Annotated in this window: 23 protein-coding genes; 17 read left to right on the plus strand and 6 right to left on the minus strand. The window is 63.6% G+C overall.

From position 1 onward, the window contains the following. Positions 1-174 precede the first annotated feature (174 nt). Positions 175-1,125, plus strand: coding sequence for an aldo/keto reductase (locus PQR08_RS17900; protein ID WP_408161987.1), 951 nt, complete (start codon positions 175-177; stop codon positions 1,123-1,125). A gap of 348 nt (positions 1,126-1,473) precedes the next feature. Then, the gene (rpsU, locus tag PQR08_RS17905; RefSeq protein ID WP_008351904.1) at positions 1,474-1,686 is read left to right on the plus strand and encodes a 30S ribosomal protein S21; all 213 of its coding nucleotides are present in this window, start codon (positions 1,474-1,476) and stop codon (positions 1,684-1,686) included. A gap of 115 nt (positions 1,687-1,801) precedes the next feature. Here rpsU and PQR08_RS17910 read toward each other — a convergent pair whose 3' ends face one another. The 3 genes from PQR08_RS17910 to PQR08_RS17920 all read right to left on the minus strand — a co-directional run bounded on the left by PQR08_RS17910 (position 1,802) and on the right by PQR08_RS17920 (position 3,664). Further along, positions 1,802-2,179: a hypothetical protein gene (locus PQR08_RS17910; RefSeq protein WP_238285369.1), complete on the minus strand. Its 378-nt coding sequence runs from the start codon at positions 2,177-2,179 to the stop codon at positions 1,802-1,804. 16 nt (positions 2,180-2,195) lie between these two features. Continuing rightward, on the minus strand, positions 2,196-2,621 hold the full coding sequence (locus PQR08_RS17915) for a hypothetical protein (RefSeq protein ID WP_187608724.1): 426 nt from the start codon (positions 2,619-2,621) through the stop codon (positions 2,196-2,198). Between the two features lie 437 nt (positions 2,622-3,058). Beyond that, positions 3,059-3,664 carry a DNA-3-methyladenine glycosylase I gene (locus PQR08_RS17920; protein WP_408161989.1) on the minus strand — a complete coding sequence of 202 codons (606 nt, stop codon included), beginning with the start codon at positions 3,662-3,664 and terminating at the stop codon, positions 3,059-3,061. Between the two features lie 114 nt (positions 3,665-3,778). Between PQR08_RS17920 and PQR08_RS17925 the strand changes: the two genes are divergently transcribed. Continuing rightward, positions 3,779-4,696 carry a glucosamine kinase nucleotide-binding domain-containing protein gene (locus PQR08_RS17925; protein WP_408161991.1) on the plus strand — a complete coding sequence of 306 codons (918 nt, stop codon included), beginning with the start codon at positions 3,779-3,781 and terminating at the stop codon, positions 4,694-4,696. 33 nt (positions 4,697-4,729) lie between these two features. Then, the gene (locus PQR08_RS17930) at positions 4,730-5,569 is read left to right on the plus strand and encodes a Cof-type HAD-IIB family hydrolase (RefSeq protein ID WP_408161993.1); all 840 of its coding nucleotides are present in this window, start codon (positions 4,730-4,732) and stop codon (positions 5,567-5,569) included. A 48-nt stretch (positions 5,570-5,617) separates the two neighbouring features. Here PQR08_RS17930 and PQR08_RS17935 read toward each other — a convergent pair whose 3' ends face one another. The 3 genes from PQR08_RS17935 to PQR08_RS17945 form a co-directional block, all read right to left on the minus strand. Next, positions 5,618-5,905 carry a hypothetical protein gene (locus tag PQR08_RS17935; protein ID WP_035497450.1) on the minus strand — a complete coding sequence of 96 codons (288 nt, stop codon included), beginning with the start codon at positions 5,903-5,905 and terminating at the stop codon, positions 5,618-5,620. A 328-nt stretch (positions 5,906-6,233) separates the two neighbouring features. Beyond that, positions 6,234-6,932 carry an aquaporin Z gene (gene aqpZ, locus PQR08_RS17940; RefSeq protein WP_035497452.1) on the minus strand — a complete coding sequence of 233 codons (699 nt, stop codon included), beginning with the start codon at positions 6,930-6,932 and terminating at the stop codon, positions 6,234-6,236. A gap of 273 nt (positions 6,933-7,205) precedes the next feature. Then, on the minus strand, positions 7,206-8,270 hold the full coding sequence (locus tag PQR08_RS17945; protein WP_187608720.1) for a glycosyltransferase family 4 protein: 1,065 nt from the start codon (positions 8,268-8,270) through the stop codon (positions 7,206-7,208). 659 nt (positions 8,271-8,929) lie between these two features. Between PQR08_RS17945 and flhD the strand changes: the two genes are divergently transcribed. The 13 genes from flhD (at position 8,930) to cheZ (ending at position 21,067) form a co-directional block, all read left to right on the plus strand. After that, positions 8,930-9,247 carry a flagellar transcriptional regulator FlhD gene (gene flhD / locus PQR08_RS17950; protein WP_187608783.1) on the plus strand — a complete coding sequence of 106 codons (318 nt, stop codon included), beginning with the start codon at positions 8,930-8,932 and terminating at the stop codon, positions 9,245-9,247. Positions 9,248-9,263: 16 nt separating this feature from the next. Next, positions 9,264-9,830 carry a flagellar transcriptional regulator FlhC gene (gene flhC / locus PQR08_RS17955; RefSeq protein ID WP_408161996.1) on the plus strand — a complete coding sequence of 189 codons (567 nt, stop codon included), beginning with the start codon at positions 9,264-9,266 and terminating at the stop codon, positions 9,828-9,830. Between the two features lie 140 nt (positions 9,831-9,970). Continuing rightward, on the plus strand, positions 9,971-10,831 hold the full coding sequence (motA, locus tag PQR08_RS17960) for a flagellar motor stator protein MotA (protein WP_035497459.1): 861 nt from the start codon (positions 9,971-9,973) through the stop codon (positions 10,829-10,831). Between the two features lie 13 nt (positions 10,832-10,844). Then, positions 10,845-11,843, plus strand: a complete 999-nt coding sequence (gene motB, locus PQR08_RS17965) for a flagellar motor protein MotB (RefSeq protein ID WP_250482940.1) — start codon at positions 10,845-10,847, stop codon at positions 11,841-11,843. A 67-nt stretch (positions 11,844-11,910) separates the two neighbouring features. After that, a complete protein-coding gene (locus PQR08_RS17970) occupies positions 11,911-12,288 on the plus strand; it encodes a response regulator (protein WP_035497461.1) in 378 nt (125 codons plus the stop codon). Between the two features lie 51 nt (positions 12,289-12,339). After that, entirely contained in the window at positions 12,340-14,619 is a 2,280-nt protein-coding gene (cheA, locus tag PQR08_RS17975) for a chemotaxis protein CheA (RefSeq protein ID WP_408161998.1), read from the plus strand. Between the two features lie 17 nt (positions 14,620-14,636). After that, positions 14,637-15,155, plus strand: coding sequence for a chemotaxis protein CheW (gene cheW, locus PQR08_RS17980; protein WP_035497463.1), 519 nt, complete (start codon positions 14,637-14,639; stop codon positions 15,153-15,155). Between the two features lie 20 nt (positions 15,156-15,175). Continuing rightward, positions 15,176-17,011, plus strand: coding sequence for a methyl-accepting chemotaxis protein (locus PQR08_RS17985; protein ID WP_408162000.1), 1,836 nt, complete (start codon positions 15,176-15,178; stop codon positions 17,009-17,011). A gap of 158 nt (positions 17,012-17,169) precedes the next feature. After that, positions 17,170-18,093, plus strand: coding sequence for a CheR family methyltransferase (locus PQR08_RS17990; RefSeq protein WP_404978735.1), 924 nt, complete (start codon positions 17,170-17,172; stop codon positions 18,091-18,093). Beyond that, positions 18,090-18,824, plus strand: a complete 735-nt coding sequence (gene cheD / locus PQR08_RS17995; protein ID WP_035497467.1) for a chemoreceptor glutamine deamidase CheD — start codon at positions 18,090-18,092, stop codon at positions 18,822-18,824. Before PQR08_RS17990 ends, cheD begins: the two co-directional genes overlap by 4 nt. After that, positions 18,821-19,915 carry a protein-glutamate methylesterase/protein-glutamine glutaminase gene (locus PQR08_RS18000; RefSeq protein ID WP_187608714.1) on the plus strand — a complete coding sequence of 365 codons (1,095 nt, stop codon included), beginning with the start codon at positions 18,821-18,823 and terminating at the stop codon, positions 19,913-19,915. Before cheD ends, PQR08_RS18000 begins: the two co-directional genes overlap by 4 nt. A 49-nt stretch (positions 19,916-19,964) precedes the next feature. Further along, complete coding sequence (cheY, locus tag PQR08_RS18005) at positions 19,965-20,360, plus strand: chemotaxis response regulator CheY (protein WP_187608782.1); 396 nt, start codon at positions 19,965-19,967, stop codon at positions 20,358-20,360. A 2-nt stretch (positions 20,361-20,362) separates the two neighbouring features. Further along, positions 20,363-21,067: a protein phosphatase CheZ gene (gene cheZ / locus PQR08_RS18010; protein WP_187608713.1), complete on the plus strand. Its 705-nt coding sequence runs from the start codon at positions 20,363-20,365 to the stop codon at positions 21,065-21,067. Positions 21,068-21,071 lie beyond the last annotated feature (4 nt).

Genomic DNA, 21,071 nt, shown 5'->3' on the forward strand with positions numbered 1-21,071 from the left:
CGGTGATAGCCGGCCGCCTACTTGTGGTTATCGGGCCCCACGAAAAAAACTTAAGCCCTTCGCAAACGATTTGTGTAATGAATGCGGTCGTAAGCCTGCGAACGCTCGCCCAGCAAGGAGCCGGTTTCGCGCGTATGCTTTTCGGTCCGTTCTTTTCGCGCATTCGGAGCACACATGCAGACACGCAGCATCGGCACATCGGACCTGAAGATCGCGCCGCTCGTCTTCGGCGGCAACGTATTCGGCTGGACTGCCGACGAGCGCACGTCGTTCTCGATCCTCGACGCGTTCGTCGACCACGGCCTGAATTTCATCGACACCGCGGACGTCTATTCCGCCTGGATCGAGGGGCATCAGGGCGGCGAATCGGAGACGATCATCGGCAAGTGGTTCAAGGAAAGCGGCAAGCGGCATCGGGTCGTGCTCGCGACAAAAGTCGGCAAGCTCGGCACGCGCGCGGGGCTTGCGGCGGCGAACATCGCGGCGGCCGTCGACGATTCGCTGCGGCGTCTCAAGACCGATTACATCGACGTCTACTTCTCGCATTACGACGACGAGAACACGCCGCTCGATCAGACGCTCGACGCGTATCAGAAGCTCATCAAGGCGGGGAAGGTGAGGGTGATCGGCGCGTCGAACTACACGGGCGAGCGGCTCGATACAGCGCTTGCGATCGCGAAGGAGTCGGGCCTGCCGGCGTATCAGATCCTTCAGCCGGAATACAACCTCTACGATCGCGAAGGCTACGAAACCGGTCTGGAGCCGGTGGCGCAACAGCACAAGATCGCGGTCGTGCCGTATTACGGGCTCGCGAGCGGTTTTCTGTCGGGCAAGTACCGGTCGAAGGAAGACACGCGGCACAAGGCGCGCGGCTCGCGTGTCGAAAAATATCTGAACGCGCGCGGCTTCAGGATTCTCGATGCGCTCGACGAAGTCGCGAAGCGCAACGACACGACGCCCGCGACCGTCGCGCTCGCATGGATGATCGCGCGTCCGAGCGTGACGGCGCCGATCGCCAGCGCCACGTCGGTCGGGCAACTCGAAAGCCTCGCTGCCGCGACGCGCCTGCAACTCGCCACCGACGACATCCAGCTCCTCGACGAAGCCAGCGCGTGGCAGAAATAAATCTGTTGCATCAATGGGTTGGATGGATCGGGGGGAGTTGGCAGTGGTGCGGTGTTCTGGTAACATCGCGCCCGAATCGAGAAATGTGCCCGATTTCCTGCCTTCGCCGCTGAGAATGACAACGTCAACAAGCAGCGGCGAACGGCTCCGAAACGCGCGTTCGTGTGGTTCCTTCGAAAGCGCATGCCGCTTTGGCGGCTGAATCCCAACGATCTCTTTTCCGGCCTCCGTGGCCGCTTTGCTCGTGTCCGCCGCGCCATTTCATGTCCGGCGGACGATCGGAGTGCCGGGGCGCGGCAGCTCTATCGTCGCGCGCTTGAAAATACGTTTAGCAAACTCAGGATTTACATGACCACTATCGTCCTCAAAGAAAACGAGCCGTTCGATGTCGCGATTCGGCGTTTCCGCCGCACCATCGAGCGCAATGGCCTCATCGCCGAACTGCGCGAGCGCCAGTCGTACGAAAAGCCGACCACCGAGCGCAAGCGCAAGAAGGCAGCCGCTGTCGCGCGTCTGCGCAAGCGCCTGCGCAGCCAGATGCTGCCGAAGAAGATGCACTAAGCGTCTCTGGCCGGCGAGAGTTTTCGGATTCTCGTCCGCATGGCAAAACGGCGGTGCGACCCCGTATGGGCGCACCGCCGTTTTGTTTGTGCTTCGAACTACGCTGTTGCGGGTCTCACACGAAAGCGTGACGTTTTCCGAGCGCCGCGAGGAGTTCCGGCCACTCGTCGATATCGGCGTAATCGTGCACTTCCTCGAGCTCGATCAGCAGATCGATGATGTTCGGATCGTAGGCATTCACGTTCGATGCGTAGAGCGCGCGCAACAGCCGTCCGTCCCGCGCATGCCGATAGTACGAAATGCCGACGCCTTCCAGCTCGGGCTCGTACAGCTCGTCGCGCACGAGCGAGCCGATCGCGCACTTGCGACCTTCCGGACTGCGGAGCCGGCACGAACCGTTGTCGTCTTCGGACACCGCGCGCTGCGTCAGCAAGTGCTCGCTGACGCGCTCGTAAATCTCCTTCGGGCTCAACATCGTAATGGGGCTCAACATCACAGCACCTGCAATATCACGCAGCCGTTTTGAGAAGTTCGGCGGACAGCCCGAACTGACGCGCGATCGACGTCAGACGCTCGCGCCACTCCCACTTGCCGAAGACGTCGTGCACGTTCTGCAGACAGGAGAGCAATTCGACGGTATTGGGATCGAACACGTTGATGCGCGCACGAAGCAGCGCGCGCCTGAGCGCCGCGACGCCGACATCCATGTACGCCGGCACTTGCTCTGGCGGCTTCGCGATAAAGCGAATGGGCACGCCTTCCATCGCGGTGATGTAGTCGCGCGGCTTGATGAAGCTGCCGACAGGACAGCCGCCGCAGTATCCGCGATACGCGCCGCCGCCCTGCGGCAGCAAAGCCGCTTGCCCTTGCACAAAAAGATGCTGTACCGCGCCGTTGAAAATCTCCTGATGGGTCAGGAAGTTCAAGCTTTTCATGATCATCTCCCCTGCGCCCCTGCGCAGCGGCCGTGCGTTTGAGTTTTCGAGAAGCTGCACCTGCTTACCGGAGCGGCGGCGTCGTTGCGAATGTGGCGCAACCTGAATGAACGCTTCGCCGCTCGGACACTGCATCGAGCACGGCGGTTTCCCGGACTGGCTCGCGTCGGATTTCTACACTCAGTGAACGATCCGTACACCGTCAGTTATAACGGTTCGGTCCGGTAAAAAGGTGCGCCAGCGCACGCGAGGACGCCATTTTTACACGGCTCGTACGTTCGTGCAGTGCGGAAAACCCGGCAAAAAGCCTTGCAATTCGGGGCATTGCGCGTGCTTCACTGCAAAAAAATCGGCTTCTATAGGTGTTTACGCCAGGAGACGTATTTTGTACTCAGACGTGTTGCCAAAAAGCAAAAATTTCCCGCATACGAATGTCTTCAGCGTGTGGATTTGGCGGCGGTCTGCCTTTTTGTCTTAGGTTTTCCTCGCGATATGCAACCGACGGCGTGATCGTTGACCAAACCGGTGGCCTGCATGAAGGCGTAGCAAATGGTCGTGCCGATGAACTTGCAGCCGTACTTCTTGAGCGCCTTGCTCAAGGCGTCGGATTCGGGCGTTGATGCGGGCGTGGGGTTCGCGGCATCGCGCGGTGTATCGATGGTTTTGCCATCGACGAAAGACCAGACGAAGTCCGCGAACGAGCCGTGTTCCTGCTGGATCTGCTGCACGGCGCGCGCATTGAGCACCGCCGACTCGATCTTCGCCCGGTTACGCACGACGCGCGCGTCCAGCACGATGCGCTCGATGTCCTTCTCGGTGAGGCGCACCACCCTGTCGATGTCGAAGCCCGCGAAAAGCGTCCGATAACCCTCGCGCTTGTTGAGGATCGTCGACCAGGAGAGGCCGGCTTGCGCGCCTTCCAGAATCAGCATTTCGAACAGATGCTGGTCGTCGCGCGAAGGCACGCCCCATTCGTCGTCGTGGTACTGGATCATCGCGTCGGTCGTGGCCCAGGCGCAGCGGGTGTGGTCGGTGTCTGCCATTGCGAGTCCTCGTCGTTTTTTTGGATCGCGTCAGCATAGCCGAACGTCCGCGACGCGCCACCTCTGCCATTCGGCCAATTGGCGCGCGCCGTGGCCACCGGTAAGCTTGCGCCCATGACTACATTCTCGACATCGGAATTCAACGGCTTCCTGCTCGGCATCGACGGCGGCGGAAGCGGCACCCGCGTCGTCCTCGCGGACGCGCACGGCACCGAGCTCGCACGCGCGAATGGCGGACCGTCGGGACTCGGGCTCGGCGTCGAACGTGCGTGGCAGTCCATCGGCGATGCGTGCCGGCAAGCGTTCGACGCAGCCGCGCTGCCCTTCGACTGGCGCAACTGCGTGCTCGGCTGCGGACTGGCGGGCGTGAACAACGCGGACTGGCTCGCGGCCTTTCACGCGTGTGCGCCGGACGTGTGCGGGTTGCGCGTGGAAAGCGACGCCTACACGACCGTGCTCGGCGCGCATGGCGGCGCATCCGGCGTGATCGTCGCGCTCGGCACGGGCAGCATCGCGGCGTCGCTGGACGAGGCGGGCGTGTGCCGCATCGCGGGCGGTTACGGCTTCCCGAGCGGCGACGAAGCCAGCGGCGCATGGCTCGGCCTGCGCGCGGTCGTTCATCTTCAACGCGTACTCGACGGCCGCGCGACCGAAGACGGATGGTCGCGTGCGCTGCTCGCGCGCACCGGCGCGACGGATCGAGACAGCCTCGTCGTGTGGCTTTGCGCCGCGAACCAGACCGGATACGCGACGCTCGCGCCGACCGTGTTCGAGTTCCACGATCATCCGGTCGCGGCGCGGCTGCTCAAGCGCGCGGCGCTCGAAATCGAGCGTCTGGTCGCGGCGCTCGATACGGCGGGCGCGCTGCCCGTCGCGCTGTGCGGCGGACTTGCCGAGCCTTACGAACCGTTCGTGCCCGCCGTGTTGCGGGAGCGGGTGCGGGCGCCGCGCGCGGATTCGGCAGCGGGCGCACTCGAACTGGCGCGGCGCGCGGCGTGCGCATTCGGGGCTGCCGGCAGCCCGGCGCGATAAAATAACGAGCTTTGCGGCACCACAAAGGCAGTCATGTACTCGGTCATCGCTACTGATCTCGACGGTACGCTTCTGAACAGCGACCACCAGCTGGACCTCTTCACCGCCGAAACCGTGCGCACGCTGGCGGAGCGCGGCGTGCCCATCATCATCGCGACGGGCCGGCATTACCGTGACGTCGCCGGAATTCGCGATCTGCTCGGCGTCGACGCCTATCTGATCACGTCGAACGGCGCGCGCGTGCATGCGCCCGGCGACGAGCGCATCTATTCGCGCGACCTCGATCCCGCCGCGGTGCGCCGTCTCGTGCAGCCGGAACTCGCGGGCGCGCACGGCCGCGTGATCGTCAATCTCTTCGCCGACGACGCCTGGCTCATCGATCGCCACGCGCCCGAGCTGCTGGTATTCCACCAGGATTCGGGCTTCAAGTACGAGGTGATGGATTTGCGCGAGCATGACGGCGTGAACATCGCGAAAGTGCTGTATATCGGTGAGCCGGCGGATCTGAAGGAAACCGCCGCGAATCTCGAGCGCGAATTCGGCGACTCGCTTTACGTCACGTATTCGCTGCCGGATTGTCTGGAAGTGATGACGTCCGACGTATCGAAAGGGCGGGCGTTGCGTTTCGTGCTGGAGCGGCTCGATGTCGATACCGCGCAGTGCGTCGCGTTCGGCGACAACATGAACGATATCGATCTGCTCGAAACCGCCGGGCATCCGTTCATGATGAACAACGCCAATCCGGACCTCATCAAGCGTCTGCCAGACGTGCCGCGCGTCGGGAACAACTTCGAAGCGGGCGTTGCGCATCAGTTGCGCAAGCTGTTCGGCATTCGCGACGAACTGGCGTCGCCGGGACAGACGCCCGACTGAGCGTCGGGCGCGACGGGCCGCCGGATTTGCCGGCAGCCCGTTTATCGCTTATCCGCGATGGCCCCAGTTGTTGCCGTAGCCGCCGTGGTTCCAGCCCGCGCGGTTATAACGGCCGTAATCGTGGCCGTAGCCACCGTGCCAGCGCGGTTCCTCATGGCGATAGTACGGCGCGCGATACGCAGGCGCCGCAGGACGCACGTACACCGGAGCCGGCGCCACATAAGCCGGCGCGCCGAGCGATACGCCGATGTGCAGATCGCTGTGAGCCTGAGCCGCTCCGACAGCACCGATTGCAAGGCCGGTCGCGACGAGCATTTGGGTGACGATGCGCTTCATTGTCTTTCTCCTTTAAGGCGACGTGTGTCGCATGAGTTCAATGTAAGCGTCCGCCGTCTTACATGCTTCGAGGACTTGTTACGGTGTGCAAGGGCGGCGTAAGGGCGGTGGAAAGGGAAGCTGGGCGGGTGACATCGTTGGAAGCCTTGTCGGACGGCCCTTCCGCGTCTTGCTCTGTGTGCAGGAAATTGGGTTCGCAACAATTCATAAGCATGCTGCGTAATTCGGCATTACATTTGTCGCGCGCTTTTAATCATTCGAATGCGCGGCGTAGCGTGAAAACAAAAACGGGCGCATGTAGCGCCCGTCTTTTATTTGCCGCCGACGCTTACTTCTGGCGCGTCAGAGCCGGATACAGCAGGCCCGCGAGAATCGCACCGACGATCGGCGCGATCCAGAACATCCACAGTTGATCGAGCGCCCAGCCGCCGACGAAGAACGCCTGGCTCGACGAGCGCGCCGGATTCACCGACGTATTGGTGACCGGAATCGAGATCAGGTGGATGAGCGTCAGGCACAGGCCGATTGCGAGCGGCGCGAAGCCTTTCGGCGCACGGTCGTCGGTGGCGCCCAGGATCACGAACAGGAAGAAAAACGTCATCGCGACTTCGCAGACCAGCGCCGCCACCATCGAGAAATGACCCGGCGAGTGCTCGCCGAAGCCGTTCGCAGCGAACCCGCTCGATGTGAAGTCGAAGCTCGGGTTGCCCGTCGCGATCAGGTAGATGACCCATGCGCCGAGCGTCGCGCCGATAACCTGCGCGACGATGTACGGCACGAGATCGCGCACCGGGAAGCGGCCAGCCGTCGCGAGACCGATGCTCACAGCCGGATTCAGATGGCAACCGGAAACGTGTCCGATGGCATAGGCCATCGTCAGCACCGTGAGACCGAACGCCAGCGCAACGCCAGCGAATCCGATGCCGAGTTGAGGAAAGGCCGCGGCGAGCACGGCGCTTCCGCAGCCGCCCAGCACGAGCCAGAAAGTACCGAAAACTTCAGCGCCGAGACGCTTCGACAAATGCATGATCCTGCCTTCGTGAAAAAATTGAAAAGCCATTGATTTAAAACAAGAACGCGTGATGCGCTCGCGGAGCGGAGTTTAAGCGCGGAGTCTCTGGCGAACTGTCAAAAATGGTGGATCAGCTCTCAATTCACGGGCATCGAAACGAAACTTCGGATTGTTCTTTATAGGGTGCGCAAAAAAGTGCGAAGCGCGCGAACGGCGCGCGCAAAAAAATACCGCCCGGCAAGCGGGCGGTATTCGATGCGACTTGAAATCAGGCGAGCGGTATGACGATTACCCCACCGCAACCTGACGCAGCACCGGGCGCTTCGCGGCCTGGAGCATCGCGGTGTAGCTCTCGACGTAGTTCTGCGCCATCGTGTGCGCGCTGAAGCGGCGTTCGAACTGCGCGCGAATTTCCGTACGCGAGAGTTCATCGAGTCGTTGCAGCGCGCCGACCGCGCCCTGCACGTCCTCGCAGATGAAGCCCGTCACGCCGTGATCGATCACTTCCGGCACCGAGCCGCGATTGAACGCGATCACCGGCGTGCCGCAGGCCATCGCCTCGATCATCACCAGGCCGAACGGCTCGTTCCAGTCGATCGGGAAAAGCAGTGCCTTCGCGCCCGACAGGAATTCTGGCTTCTGCGCCTCATTGATCTCGCCGATGAACTCGACATGCGCCTGCGACAGCAGCGGCTCGATCGTCGATTTGAAGTATTCCTGGTCGACCTTGTCCACCTTGGCGGCGATCTTCAGCGGCAGACCGCTTTGAGCCGCGATCTTGATGGCGAGATCGGCACGCTTTTCCGGGCAAATGCGGCCCAGGAACGCGAGATATTCCGGCTTCTTGTGCGGCTGCGGCGTCAGCAGTTCGCTCGGCAGACCGTGATAAACGGTGTTCAGCCAGTTCGCCTGCGGTAGCGGACTACGCTGATTGTCCGAGATCGAAATGACGTTCGCCTTCGTGAACGTGTTGAAGATCGGCTGCAGTTCCGGCAGATCGAGACGGCCGTGCAGCGTCGTCACGAACGGCGTATCCATCTGCGTGAACAGCGGGAACGGCATGTAGTCGAGGTGGAAGTGCAGCACGTCGAACTCGTGCGCGCGCTGGCGGACGGTTTCGAGCAGCAGCATGTGCGGCGCGAGCGCATCGCGCACGGTCGGGTCGAGACGCAACGCACGCGGCCACACCGCGTCGAGCGTCGCCTTGGTTTGCGAATCGCCGCTTGCGAACAAGGTTACATCGTGGCCGAGCTCGACGAGCGCATCGGTCAGATAAGACACGACGCGTTCAGTGCCGCCGTAAAACTTCGGAGGAACTGCTTCGTGCAACGGTGCAATTTGTGCGATTCGCATAACGTGACTCTCCATGTAGGTGAGGCATTGCAGTCACGCTCCGGTCGAGCGCTCAACACATGCCATTCGGGCGGGCCGCGTGTGGTGTAGACGCCGCCCGAGATCGGCCCGGAGATGAAAAACATCGCGACCGGGTTATCCCTTACTGCCCATTATCGGGATCGAGAGCGGCATTTCACGTCATTTTTCAATCGCTTATCGTTGTTACAGCGCGAAACATGTGCTGTTACGAAGTCAGAAATTGCACCAAAAAAGATGATGTAGACGGATTTGAAGCGTGGAACACGCCGCGGGGTTGTTACAAGCAATTTGCGGTCCTGCGGGCCGAACATTGCAGCAATTGACGGTCCGACGCGGCCCACAGCGAAAAGCCGAAACGCCGGCATTAAGTCAGACGAATAATTGCCGATAACTTATGTCTGCCGATCGGCAAGCGAAGGGCGTGGGCGTGTAAGAAATATTCCTACACGAATCTTCGCGAAACTCCGTCGTTGCGTCGGAAGGTTTGTCCGACAGGCGCGGCCGCGGGCATCGGCGACAATCGAATCGAGACCAGACAACGCGCGCGGGGCCGCATTCGCCTGTCCTTTGCGAATTCGAGCAAACGTTCACCCGCCGGGCCTGACCAGCCAAGTATCGATTCGGGGAAAAACATGACGATCAGCAATACGAGTACGCTCGCGGAAATCCGCGAGGTGAATCTGTCGTACTTGCTCCTCGCACAGCGGCTCCTTCAGGAAGACCGCGTTTCGGCGATGTACCGCCTCGGGCTTTCCGCGCAGGTCGCGCAGGTGCTGACCTCGCTGACGCTTGCGCAGGCGGTGAAAGTGGCGTCGTCGAGCCATTTGCTGTGCCGCTTTCGTTTCGACGATCACACGCTCCTCTCGTCACTCGCCGACAAGGACAAGAGCGCGGCGCTCGCGCACGCCCACGCGGCGATCCTGCTGGCCGACGGTCCCGTCGAGCAGATCGGCTGAACCACGCGACAACCCGATGGCGACAAAAAGCGTGGTCGCGGAAGTCCGCGAAATCACCCTGGCGATCGAGCTGATCGAACTGGGCGCGCGGCTGCAGTTGCTCGAAGCGGAAACGAGCCTCTCGCGTGACCGTCTCATCAAGCTCTACAAGGAGCTGAAGGGCGCGTCGCCGCCGAAGGGCATGCTGCCGTTCTCGACCGACTGGTTCATGACCTGGCAGCCGAATATCCATTCGTCGCTGTTTCACGCGATTTATCGCTTCGTCGATACGCACGGCGGCGTGAAGTCGACCATTCAGACGATCGTCAAGAGCTACCGCCTGTACCTCGAACATCTCGAGATGCACGGCGACGAACCCGTCCTCTCGCTCACGCGCGCGTGGACACTCGTGCGCTACTTCGAATCCGGGATGCTGCAGACCAACGCCTGCACGCGCTGCGGCGGACGCTTCGTCGCGCACGCGTACGAGCTGCGCGCGGGCTATGTCTGCGGCCTGTGCCAGCCGCCGTCGCGCGCGGGCAAGACCCGCAAGGCGATCGCATCGTCCGGCGCGGCGGAGCGCGCTCCAGGCATCGCGGCCTGACGCCGCACTTCCGGCACGGCCCGCTGCCACACGGGGTTTACCGTTTGCCGTCCACGCGGATTTGCCCCCAAAGTTTTTCAGTCGAGTGCCGTAAACCACTTAACGGCGGTCTTACCGCATCAAAACGTGAGGACTCGACTGTGCTGATTTTCGTTGGATCGCTCGTGACATTGCTGTCCGTTTTCGGCGGTTACGCGCTCGAAGGCGGGCACCTTGGCGCGCTCATGCAGCCGGTCGAGATTCTGATGATCGCGGGCGCGGGCGTCGGCGCGTTCATCCTCGGCAACAACGTCAAGACCATCAAGGCGACCATTCAGGTTCTGCCGACGCTCTTCAAGGGCGCGAAGTACGACAAGAGCATGTACATGGAGCTGATGGGCCTGCTCTACGTGCTGCTCGCGAAGGCGCGCAAGGAAGGCACGCTCGCGCTCGAAGCGGATATCGAAGATCCGGCGAAGAGCCCGGTCTTCAGCCAGTACCCCAAGATTCTCGACGATCACCATATCGTCGAATTTCTGACGGACTATCTGCGCCTCATGGTCAGCGGCAACATGAACGCGTTCGAAATCGAAAGCCTCATGGACGAGGAGATCGAGACGCATCACGTCGAGGGCGAGGCGCCCGCGCATGCGCTGACCAAGGTCGGCGACGCGATGCCCGCGTTCGGCATCGTCGCGGCCGTGATGGGCGTCGTGCACACGATGGCCTCCGCCGATCAGCCGCCCGCGATTCTCGGCGAGATGATCGCGCAGGCGCTCGTCGGCACCTTCCTCGGCATTCTCCTTTCCTACGGTTTCATCGGGCCGCTCGCGAATGTCGCGGAACAGCGCGTCGCGGAGCAGACCAAGATGTTCCAGTGCATCAAGGTGACCATTCTCGCGAGCCTGAACGGCTACGCGCCCGCGATCGCGGTGGAGTTCGGCCGCAAGGTGCTGTTCTCGACGGAACGTCCGTCGTTCTCCGAACTGGAAGAACACGTGCGCCGGGTCAAGTCGAAGTGACCGGAGCACAGCGATGAGCAACGACAGCGAACGGCCCATCTTCATCAAGCGCATCGTCGCCGGCAAGAAGGGGCATCACGGCGGCGCGTGGAAGCTCGCCTACGCGGACTTCATGACCGCGATGATGGCGTTCTTCCTGCTGATGTGGCTGCTTTCGTCGACGTCGCCGGTGCAGCGGCGCGGCATCGCCGAGTACTTCAACATGCCGCTCAAGGCCGCGATGGTCGGCGGCAAGTCCGTCGGCATGGACAACAGCATTCTCATCGGCGGCGGCCGCGATATTTCCAGCAACGAAGCGGGCGCGGCGCGCAGGTCCGACGGCAGCACGCAGCTCGCGCAGCGCGCCTCGTCCAACAACGACGAAGAATTGCTCAAGGCCGCGCAAGGCGAGCTCGAACGGCGCGAGCAGGTGCGCCTGCATGATCTGCAGGTGAAGCTCATGGCCGCGATCGAGGCCAATCCGACGCTGCGCCAGTTCAAGCAGCAGATCCGCATCGAGTCGACGCAACAGGGCTTGCGCATCGAGATCGTCGATACGCAGAAGCGCCCGATGTTCGCGCTCTCCAGCAACGCCGTGCAGCCCTACATGCGCGACATCCTGCGCGAGATCGGCAAGACGCTCAACGACGTGCCGAACCGCATCGTCGTGCAGGGACACACCGACGCCGTGAAGTACGCGGGCGGCGAGAAGGGTTACAGCAACTGGGAGCTGTCGGCGGACCGCGCGAACGCGTCGCGGCGCGAGCTGGTCGCGGGCGGCATGGACGAAGCGAAAGTGATGCGCGTGCTCGGGCTCGCGTCGACGCAGAACCTGAACAAGAAGGATCCGCTCGATCCGGAGAACCGGCGCATCAGCGTCATCGTGCTCAATCGCAAGACGGAAATGTCGATGCTGCGCGACGACGGCTCGCCGGGCGCGACGCTCGACAACGGCACGGACGCGCAAGGCGCGCCGGCGACTGCGCTCGGCCAGCTCATCCCTGGCATCGCGGCCCGGCCCGCGGCGCAATGAGCAAATTGCTCGAAAAACAGGCTCAAGACTCGGCACGTTTCGACCGTCATCACGGCAAGAGACAAACATGATCAAAAACATTCTGGCAATCGACGATTCAGCCGCGATGCGGCAAATCCTCTCGGCGACGCTGGCGACGGCGGGTTACGAAGTGACCGTCGCGTCGGACGGCGACGAAGGGCTGGAGTGGGCGCTCGCGGAGCGCTTCGACCTGGTTCTGACCGACCAGCACATGCCGGGCAGAAGCGGACTCGATCTGATCGTGGCGCTGCGCGCGAACCACGCCTACCGGGCGACGCCGATCCTGGTCCTCACGACCGAAGGCGGCGAGCCCTTCAAGGACGCGGCGCGCTCGGCGGGCGCGACGGGCTGGATCGAGAAGCCGCTCGATCCGGACCTGCTGACCGAACTGGTCGCCGCGCTCTCGGAAGACACGCAGCACTGAAGCGAAAGCAAAAGACAACCCGCGCACGCACGCGCCGACGGTGACTCAAGCATGACACTCGACATTACCCAGTTCTATCAAACCTTCTTCGACGAAGCGGATGAACTGCTCGCGCAGATGGAGCAACTGCTGCTCGTTCTGGACATCGCGAATCCGGACCCGGAAGACCTCGCGGCGATCTTCCGCGCGGCGCATTCGATCAAGGGCGGCGCGGCCACGTTCGGCTTCACCGCGCTCACCGAGACGACGCACATCCTCGAATCGCTGCTGGACCGGGCGCGCAACAACGAGCTCGTCCTGCGCCGCGACATGATCGACACGTTTCTCGCGACCAAGGACGTGCTCTCGGATCAGCTCGCCGCCTATCGCGCGAGCACGGAGCCGGATGCGGCCGCGGCCGCGGCGATCTGCGCGAAGCTGGAGCGCCTGAAGAACGAGCAGGCCGAAGGCGGCCAGCCGGGCCAGATCGAGCCGCCCTCGCTGCCGGGTACGGCGAAGAACGCGGCGAAGCCGGACGTCGCGCCCGCCTATGAAGGCCCGAACGCGCCGCCCGCGCACGTGATCGCACAGGCGGCGGACGTGATCGAGGACGACGGCAACTGGGACGGCGCATTCGAACTCACCGATGTATCGACACATGCGGGAACCGCTGCCGATGCGACGCCGGGACACACCGGCGCGCTGGCGGCGGATGCAGGACCCCACCTGAAAATTACGCTACGGGGGGTGGGCGAGAAGGACCTGGCGACTCTGATCGAGGAGCTGGGGAATCTGGGAAGCATCGTCGGAGAAAAGAAGACGGACGCCGAGTATGTGGTTTGGCTCGACTCGGACGTCCCGGCCGACGATATCGTCGCCGTGTGCTGTTTCGTGATCGATGAAAAGCAGATCGCGATCGGCCGTGGCGACGCGGCGGCGCAATCCGCCGAAGCAGCGCCAGCAATACCGGCAGTGCAACCCACGCTACACGAAGAGCCGAAGCAATCGCAGGCGCATGCAGCGCCCGCATCCGCGGCTGGCAAGGAAGCAGTGAAAGAAGAATCGGCGGCGGCGGCGGGCTTGCAGGTCCCGTCCGCTGCCCAACCGACGAAATCCGCGGCAAGCGACGCCGACAAGAAGGCGCGGCCGCAGGCGGCCGCATCGGCGGAAGGCAGCTCGATTCGCGTCGGCGTGGAGAAGGTCGATCAGCTCATCAATCTGGTGGGCGAGCTCGTCATCACGCAGGCGATGCTCGCGGAAACCACGAGCACGTTCGATCCCGCTCTGCACGACCGTCTTTTCAACGGCATGGCGCAGTTGGAGCGCAACGCGCGCGACCTGCAAGAGGCCGTCATGTCCATCCGCATGATGCCGATGGATTACGTATTCAGCCGCTTCCCGCGCCTCGTGCGCGATATCGCCGGCAAGCTCGGCAAGGAAGTGGAACTCGTCACGTTCGGTCAGGCGACCGAGCTCGACAAGAGCCTGATCGAGCGCATCATCGATCCGCTCACGCACCTCGTGCGCAACTCGCTCGATCACGGCATCGAAACCGTGGAAGCGCGCCGCGCGGCGGGCAAGTCGACCACCGGCCAGCTCGTGCTGTCGGCGGCGCATCACGGCGGCAACATCGTGATCGAAGTGAGCGACGATGGCGCCGGCCTGCGCCGCGACAAGATTCTCGCGAAGGCGCAGAAGCAGGGCATGCAGGTTTCCGAATCGATGAGCGACGAGGAAGTCTGGCAGCTCATCTTCATGCCGGGCTTCTCGACCGCCGAACAGGTGACCGATATTTCCGGCCGCGGCGTAGGCATGGACGTGGTGAAGCGCAACATCCAGTCGATGGGCGGCCACGTCGAAATCATGTCGCGCCAGGGCGCGGGCACGACGACGAAGATCGTGTTGCCGCTCACGCTCGCGATCCTCGACGGCATGTCGGTGAAGGTCGGCAACGAGATCTTCATTCTGCCGCTGAACTTCGTGATGGAGTCGCTGCAACCGGTCGCGGAAGACATCTACACGGTCGCGAACGGCGAACGCGTCGTGCGCGTGCGCGGTGAATATCTGCCGCTCGTCGCGCTGCATCGCGTGTTCGATGTCGAAGGCGCGCGCACCGAGCCGACGCAGGGCATCGTCACGATCATGCAGACCGAAGGTCGCCGCTTCGCGATGCTGATCGACGAACTCGTCGGCCAGCAGCAGGTGGTCGTGAAGAACCTCGAAACCAATTACCGCAAGGTGCACGGCATTTCCGCCGCGACCATCCTGGGCGACGGTCGTGTCGCGCTGATCGTCGACGTGGCCGCGCTCAACCGCGAATCGCGCGCACAGCACGGCGCGCACTCTCACTAACAACGAAGGAGCCATTCATGGCAGACGTTCAAACGATTCATACCGCTGCGCCTTCGCGACGTGATGCGGGTCACGCCGAAGCGGCCGGACAGGAATTCCTCGTGTTCACGCTCGGCGCCGAGGAATACGGCATCGACATCCTGAAGGTGCAGGAAATTCGCGGCTACGACAACGTTACACGCATCGCGAATGCGCCCGCGTTCATCAAGGGCGTGATCAATCTGCGCGGCATCATCGTGCCGATCGTCGACATGCGCATCAAGTTCAATCTGGGCCGCGTCGAGTACGACAACCAGACCGTCGTGATCATCCTGAATGTGGCGCATCGCGTGGTCGGCATGGTGGTCGATGGCGTGTCGGACGTGCTCACGCTCGCGCAGGAGCAGGTCATGCCCGCGCCCGAATTCGGCGGCACGCTCGCGACGGAATATCTGACGGGTCTCGGCACGGTCGACGGCCGCATGCTGATCCTGATGGACATCGAAAAGCTCATGACGAGCCGCGAGATGGAGTTGATCGACTCCGTTGCCGCATAACGAGCGAAGAGAAAGAAGCCATGCTGAAGAAGTTGTCGATCCGCACGACGCTCACGCTCGTCGGCCTGCTGTTCACCGGATGCGCGGCGCTGATCGGCGCGCTCGCGCTCGCCGGGCTCAATTCCGCCAACGCGTCGCTCTCATCGCTCGCGCAGGAAGACCTGGTCGCGATGCGCGCGCTCTCGGAAACGTCGTCGTATCTGCTGCGCTCGCGCATCACGCTCGACCGCGTGCGCTCGCTCGCCGAGGCGGGCAGCACGGAAGAAGCGAAGAAGGCGATCGATCGCGGCCAGTATCTGCTCGACAAGAGCAATGAAAACTGGAAGGTCTATCTCGACACGCCGAAACCGACGCTGCCGAAGGAAACCTTCGACGCGCTCGTCGCCCAGCGCGACGCGCTCGTGAAGACCGGCGTGGAGCCGGAATTCGCCGCGATCCGCGCGAACGACATGGCCGCGTATCACGCGATCGCCGACACGAAGATCAGCCCGATGTTCGTCGCCTTCGATCAGGCCGTGACGGCGGCGGTGGCGTCGCATCAGGAGCACGCGGAGACGTCGCGCGCGAGCACGGCCTCGCATATCGCGGCGCTCAACATGACGATCGGCGCGGTGCTCGTGCTCGCGGTGCTGATGCTCATCGGCACGCGCATGGCGCTCTCCAGCCTGATCGTGAAGCCGATCAACGATGCCGTCGATCACTTCGACCGCATCTCGCGCGGCGATCTCACGCAGTCCGCGCATACGGACCGGACCAACGAAATCGGCCGCCTCTTCGCGGGCATCGAGCGCATGCGTGGCAACCTGACGACGATGGTCGGCTCGGTGCATCGCGGCGCGGAATCGATCGATGTCGGCGCGCATGAAATCGCGAGCGGCAACACGGATCTGTCGCAGCGCACGGAAGAGCAGGCGGCGTCGCTGCAGGAAACGGCGTCGAGCATGGAAGAGCTGACGAGCACCGTGAAGCAGAACGCCGACAACGCGCGCCAGGCGAGCCAGCTCGCGGTGAGCGCGTCGGATATCGCGTCGCGGGGCGGCGAAGTCGTCGAGCAGGTCGTCGAGACGATGCACGCGATCGCGTCGAGCTCGAACAAGGTCGTCGACATCATCGGCGTGATCGAAGGCATCGCGTTCCAGACCAACATTCTCGCGTTGAACGCGGCCGTCGAAGCGGCGCGTGCGGGCGAGGAAGGCCGCGGCTTCGCGGTGGTCGCGGGCGAGGTGCGCTCGCTCGCGCAACGCAGCGCGGCGGCGGCGAAGGAAATCAAGGCATTGATCGGCGATTCGACCGCGAAGGTCGACAGCGGCACGGAACTCGTCGCGCGCGCCGGTCAGACGATGGGCGAAATCGTGCAGGCGGTGCGCCGCGTGACGGACATCATGGGCGAGATCAGCGCGGCGTCGGAGGAGCAATCCGACGGCATCGAGCAGGTCAACCGCGCCGTCACGCAGATGGACAGCGTGACCCAGCAGAACGCCGCGCTCGTCGAGCAGGCGGCGGCTGCCGCGGCATCGCTCGAAGAGCAGACGCGTCAACTGAAGGACGTGGTCGCGCAATGGCGTCTGGAAACCGCGGCGCCGGTGCGCGCGAGCGCATCGACGGCAGCGGCGCGCATCAAGGCGTCGGCGCCGGCTGCGCGCATCGAGCCTTCTTCGGCTGCGGTTGCGTCGAAAGCCGAAAAGCACGCGAAGTCCGCTCAGAACGCGAAAGTTGCGCCGGAAGCGGCCGTTATCAAGGAAGCAGGCAAGGCCGCGAGCAATCCGGCGGTCAAGCCGGCGAGCGCCGTGAAGCCCGCGCCCGCGCCGCGCGCCAAGGCGACGGTCGCAGCCGACGGCGACTGGGAAACCTTCTAACCGAATCCGGAAACGAACACGACCATGTGGGCATCGCGCATCACGATCGATAGCCGGCGTTTCATCGAAACGCACGGCATGCGCGAGTCCGCAGGGTCGAGCGCGAAGAACGCGCCACATCGGGCGCCGCTAAGGGTGTCAAGGAAGCACGAAACATCATGATGGCAACGCGCAACCCGCGTATCGACCTGGGCGCCAGTGTGCGTGGTCCGGAAGTCGAGCGCGATTTCGAATTCACGGCAGCGGACTTCGCCCGCATTCGCGAGCTGATTCATCGGCGCGCGGGCATCTCGCTGTCGGACCACAAACGCGACATGGCGTACAGCCGGCTCGCGCGCCGTCTGCGCGCCTGCGGCATCGATACGTTCAGGCAGTATCTCGATCGCCTCGAAACGAACGACGACAACGCCGAATGGGAAGCGTTCGTCAATGCGCTGACCACGAATCTCACCGCGTTCTTTCGCGAGTCGCATCACTTTCCGATTCTCGCGGAATTCGTGAAGCGCCGGCAGCAGCCGTTCTCGGTGTGGTGCTCGGCGGCTTCCACCGGCGAAGAGCCGTATTCCATCGCGATGACGCTCGTCGAAGCGCTCGGCGAGCATGCGGCGCGCCAGTGCACGGTGTTCGCGAGCGACATCGACAGCCAGGTACTCGCGAAGGCCGAAGCAGGCGTGTATTCGCTCGATCAGGTGAAGGCATTGCCCGTCGAGCGTCTCAAGCGCTTCTTCCTGAAGGGCACGGGTTCGCACGCGGGTCTCGTGAAAGTGCGCCCGGAACTGCGCGCGATGGTGAACTTCGGCCGCGTCAATCTGACGGACGCGCGCTACGACGTGAAAGGCCCGTTCGACGCGATCTTCTGCCGCAACGTGATGATCTACTTCGACAAGCCGACGCAAGGGCAGGTGCTCTCGCGCTTCGAGCCGCTGATGAAGCCGGGCGCGCTGCTGTTCGCGGGTCATTCGGAGAACTTCACGTATGTGTCGCAGGCGTTCAGGCTGCGCGGCCAGACCGTGTACGAGCTGTCGCGCGACCTGAAGCAGACGGGCAAGCCGCAGCGCGCGCTCGCAGGGGAGGCGGCATGAGCGGACTGCCGATCGCGTCGAACCTCTATTTCGACAACCATTTCAAGAAGCCGGGCGTGAAGCTCCTGCCGAACGAGTTCTACATGACGAGCGAAGACATGGTGCTCGTCACCGTGCTCGGCTCGTGCGTGGCGGCGTGCATCAACGACCGCACGGCGGGCATCGGCGGAATGAATCACTTCATGCTGCCCGACGACGGCTCCGACGCGTCGCATGCATCGTCCGATTCGATGCGCTACGGCGCCTACGCGATGGAAGTGCTCATCAACGAACTCATCAAGCGCGGCGGACGACGCGAGCGTTTCGAAGCGAAGGTGTTCGGCGGCGGCGCGGTGCTCGCGGGCATGACGACCATCAACATCGGCGATCGCAATTCGGAGTTCGTGCGGCGCTATCTCGCGCTGGAGAAGATTCGTATCGTCGCCGAGGATTTGCAGGGCATGCATCCGCGCAAGGTCGCGTTCATGCCGCGATCCGGTCAGGTGATGGTCAAGAAGCTGAAGACCGCGCACGATCCGATCGTGGTCGAGCGCGAGCAGGCGCTCGTGCAGCGCTCGCCCGAAGAGCGCGCCGAGCGGCTCGCGAAGGCGCGTGCGCGTGTCGAACTGTTTCAGTCGAACGCGACGGCCGCGAAGCCGCGCGCGGAATTGTTCACGACGAATGCGTCGAACGTGAAGCGCCCGCGCGTGGAACTGTTCACGTCGCGCATGAAGACCGTGGAGGAAGCATGACACTCAGCCACGCGCCGAAAATCAAGGTGCTGTGCGTCGACGATTCGGCGCTCGTGCGCAGCCTGATGACCGAGATCATCAACTCGCAGCCCGACATGCACGTGTGCGCAACCGCGCCCGACCCGCTCGTCGCGCGCGAACTGATCAAGCTGCATAACCCGGACGTGCTCACGCTCGACGTCGAAATGCCGCGCATGGACGGGCTCGACTTTCTGGAGAAGCTGATGCGCCTGCGGCCGATGCCGGTCGTGATGGTGTCGTCGCTGACCGAGCGCGGCAATGAAATCACGCTGCGCGCGCTGGAACTCGGCGCGGTCGATTTCGTCACGAAGCCGAAGGTCGGCATTCGCGACGGCATGCTCGACTACGCCGAAAAGCTCGCCGACAAGGTGCGCGCCGCATCGCGTGCGCGCGTGAAGCAGGTGAGCCACGTCGCGCAGACGCAGACCCATGCAGCGCACAAGCCGGCGCCGCATTTCAACAACCCGCTCGTGTCGACGGAGAAGCTCGTGATCGTCGGCGCATCGACGGGCGGCACCGAAGCCATCCGCGAAGTGCTCGTGCCGCTGCCGCCCGACGCGCCCGCGGTGCTGATCGCGCAGCACATGCCGCCGGGCTTCACGAAGTCGTTCGCGCAGCGCCTGAACGGGCTGTGCCGCATCACCGTGAAGGAAGCGGAGCACGGCGAGCGCGTGTTGCCGGGCCACGCGTATATCGCGCCGGGCCATGCGCATCTGGTGCTCGCGCGAAGCGGCGCGAACTATGTCGCGCATCTGTCGGACGCGCCGCCGGTGAACCGGCATCGGCCATCGGTGGACGTGCTGTTCCGCTCGGCGGCACAGCACGCGGGCAAGAACGCCATCGGCGTGATCCTGACCGGCATGGGCCGCGACGGCGCCGCCGGTCTGCTCGACATGCAGCAGGCGGGCGCCTACACGCTCGCGCAGGACGAAGCGAGTTGCGTGGTGTTCGGCATGCCGCGCGAAGCAATTGCAATGGGCGGCGCAAGCGAAGTCGCGCCGCTCTCTGAAATGAGCAGGCGCGTCATGGCGCGGCTTGCCTCGATGGGCGAACGCGTGCAGCGCGTCTGAACTTTTTGGATTGAGCGGCGCCGCCGCATGAGAACTCAAGGGAGTAATGATGGACAAGAACATGAAGATCCTCGTCGTCGACGATTTTCCGACGATGCGCCGTATCGTGCGTAACCTGCTCAAGGAGCTGGGCTACGGCAACGTCGATGAAGCCGAAGACGGCGCGGCCGGCCTCGCACGCCTGCGCGGCGGCGGCTTCGACTTCGTGATCACCGACTGGAACATGCCGAACCTCGACGGCCTTTCGATGCTGCAGCAGATCCGCGCGGACGCGGCGCTCTCGCATCTGCCGGTGCTGATGGTGACGGCGGAGTCGAAGAAGGAAAACATCATCGCGGCGGCGCAAGCGGGCGCGAACGGTTATGTGGTGAAGCCCTTCACGGCCGCCACGCTCGACGAGAAGCTCACCAAGATTCTCGAGAAGATGGCCAAAGCCGGGAGCTGATCGTGAACGATCTGACCACTGAACTGGCAGCCGCGGTTGCCGAAGCTGAAGCCGATCCATCGAGCGACCGCATCCTCGCGCGCATCGGACAGCTCACGCGCACGCTGCGCGACTCGATGCGCGAGCTCGGCCTCGACAAGCAGGTCGAAGCCGCCGCGCAAGCCGTGCCCGACGCGCGCGACCGGTTGAAATATGTCGCGACGATGACCGAGCAGGCGGCGGAGCGCGCGCTCAACGCGATCGAGCTCGCGAAGCCGATGCAGGAAGCGATGCAGACAGAAGCGCAGTCGCTCGACGCGCGCTGGGCCAAATGGTACGACGCGCCGCTCGCGCAGGGCGAGGCGGGCGAACTTCTCGCACAAACGCGCACGTTCCTGCAGAGCGTGCCGGAGCGGACCCAGGCGACCAACGCGCAGTTGCTGGAAATCATGCTCGCACAGGACTTCCAGGATCTGACCGGGCAGGTGATCAAGAAGATTACGGACGTCGTGTATCTGATCGAGCAGCAATTGCTGGGTGTGCTGCTCGAAAACATCGCGCCGGAGCGGCGCGAGCAGTTCGCTGCATCGGCGGCGGCGCTGATGTCGTCGGCGACCGGCAGTCCGGAAAGCCTGCTCAACGGGCCGCAGATCAAGCCGGAAGGGCGCAGCGACGTCGTGCAGGATCAATCGCAAGTGGACGATCTGCTCGCCAGCCTCGGCTTCTGAGGCG

The organism is Caballeronia jiangsuensis, assembly GCF_046030135.1.
Classification (GTDB): Bacteria; Pseudomonadota; Gammaproteobacteria; order Burkholderiales; family Burkholderiaceae; genus Caballeronia; species Caballeronia jiangsuensis.

Coding starts and splice junctions, on each gene's coding strand:
- PQR08_RS17910 (WP_238285369.1), bottom strand. CDS start 2,179: ATGTTGAGCCCCATTACGATGTTGAGCCCGAAGGAGATTTACGAGCGC.
- PQR08_RS17945 (WP_187608720.1), bottom strand. CDS start 8,270: ATGCGAATCGCACAAATTGCACCGTTGCACGAAGCAGTTCCTCCGAAG.
- aqpZ (WP_035497452.1), bottom strand. CDS start 6,932: ATGCATTTGTCGAAGCGTCTCGGCGCTGAAGTTTTCGGTACTTTCTGG.
- PQR08_RS17935 (WP_035497450.1), bottom strand. CDS start 5,905: ATGAAGCGCATCGTCACCCAAATGCTCGTCGCGACCGGCCTTGCAATC.
- cheY (WP_187608782.1), top strand. CDS start 19,965: ATGGACAAGAACATGAAGATCCTCGTCGTCGACGATTTTCCGACGATG.
- motB (WP_250482940.1), top strand. CDS start 10,845: ATGAGCAACGACAGCGAACGGCCCATCTTCATCAAGCGCATCGTCGCC.
- cheA (WP_408161998.1), top strand. CDS start 12,340: ATGACACTCGACATTACCCAGTTCTATCAAACCTTCTTCGACGAAGCG.
- cheW (WP_035497463.1), top strand. CDS start 14,637: ATGGCAGACGTTCAAACGATTCATACCGCTGCGCCTTCGCGACGTGAT.
- PQR08_RS17930 (WP_408161993.1), top strand. CDS start 4,730: ATGTACTCGGTCATCGCTACTGATCTCGACGGTACGCTTCTGAACAGC.
- flhC (WP_408161996.1), top strand. CDS start 9,264: ATGGCGACAAAAAGCGTGGTCGCGGAAGTCCGCGAAATCACCCTGGCG.
- PQR08_RS17900 (WP_408161987.1), top strand. CDS start 175: ATGCAGACACGCAGCATCGGCACATCGGACCTGAAGATCGCGCCGCTC.
- cheD (WP_035497467.1), top strand. CDS start 18,090: ATGAGCGGACTGCCGATCGCGTCGAACCTCTATTTCGACAACCATTTC.
- PQR08_RS17970 (WP_035497461.1), top strand. CDS start 11,911: ATGATCAAAAACATTCTGGCAATCGACGATTCAGCCGCGATGCGGCAA.
- PQR08_RS17925 (WP_408161991.1), top strand. CDS start 3,779: ATGACTACATTCTCGACATCGGAATTCAACGGCTTCCTGCTCGGCATC.
- rpsU (WP_008351904.1), top strand. CDS start 1,474: ATGACCACTATCGTCCTCAAAGAAAACGAGCCGTTCGATGTCGCGATT.
- PQR08_RS18000 (WP_187608714.1), top strand. CDS start 18,821: ATGACACTCAGCCACGCGCCGAAAATCAAGGTGCTGTGCGTCGACGAT.
- PQR08_RS17990 (WP_404978735.1), top strand. CDS start 17,170: ATGATGGCAACGCGCAACCCGCGTATCGACCTGGGCGCCAGTGTGCGT.
- PQR08_RS17920 (WP_408161989.1), bottom strand. CDS start 3,664: ATGGCAGACACCGACCACACCCGCTGCGCCTGGGCCACGACCGACGCG.
- PQR08_RS17915 (WP_187608724.1), bottom strand. CDS start 2,621: ATGAAAAGCTTGAACTTCCTGACCCATCAGGAGATTTTCAACGGCGCG.
- PQR08_RS17985 (WP_408162000.1), top strand. CDS start 15,176: ATGCTGAAGAAGTTGTCGATCCGCACGACGCTCACGCTCGTCGGCCTG.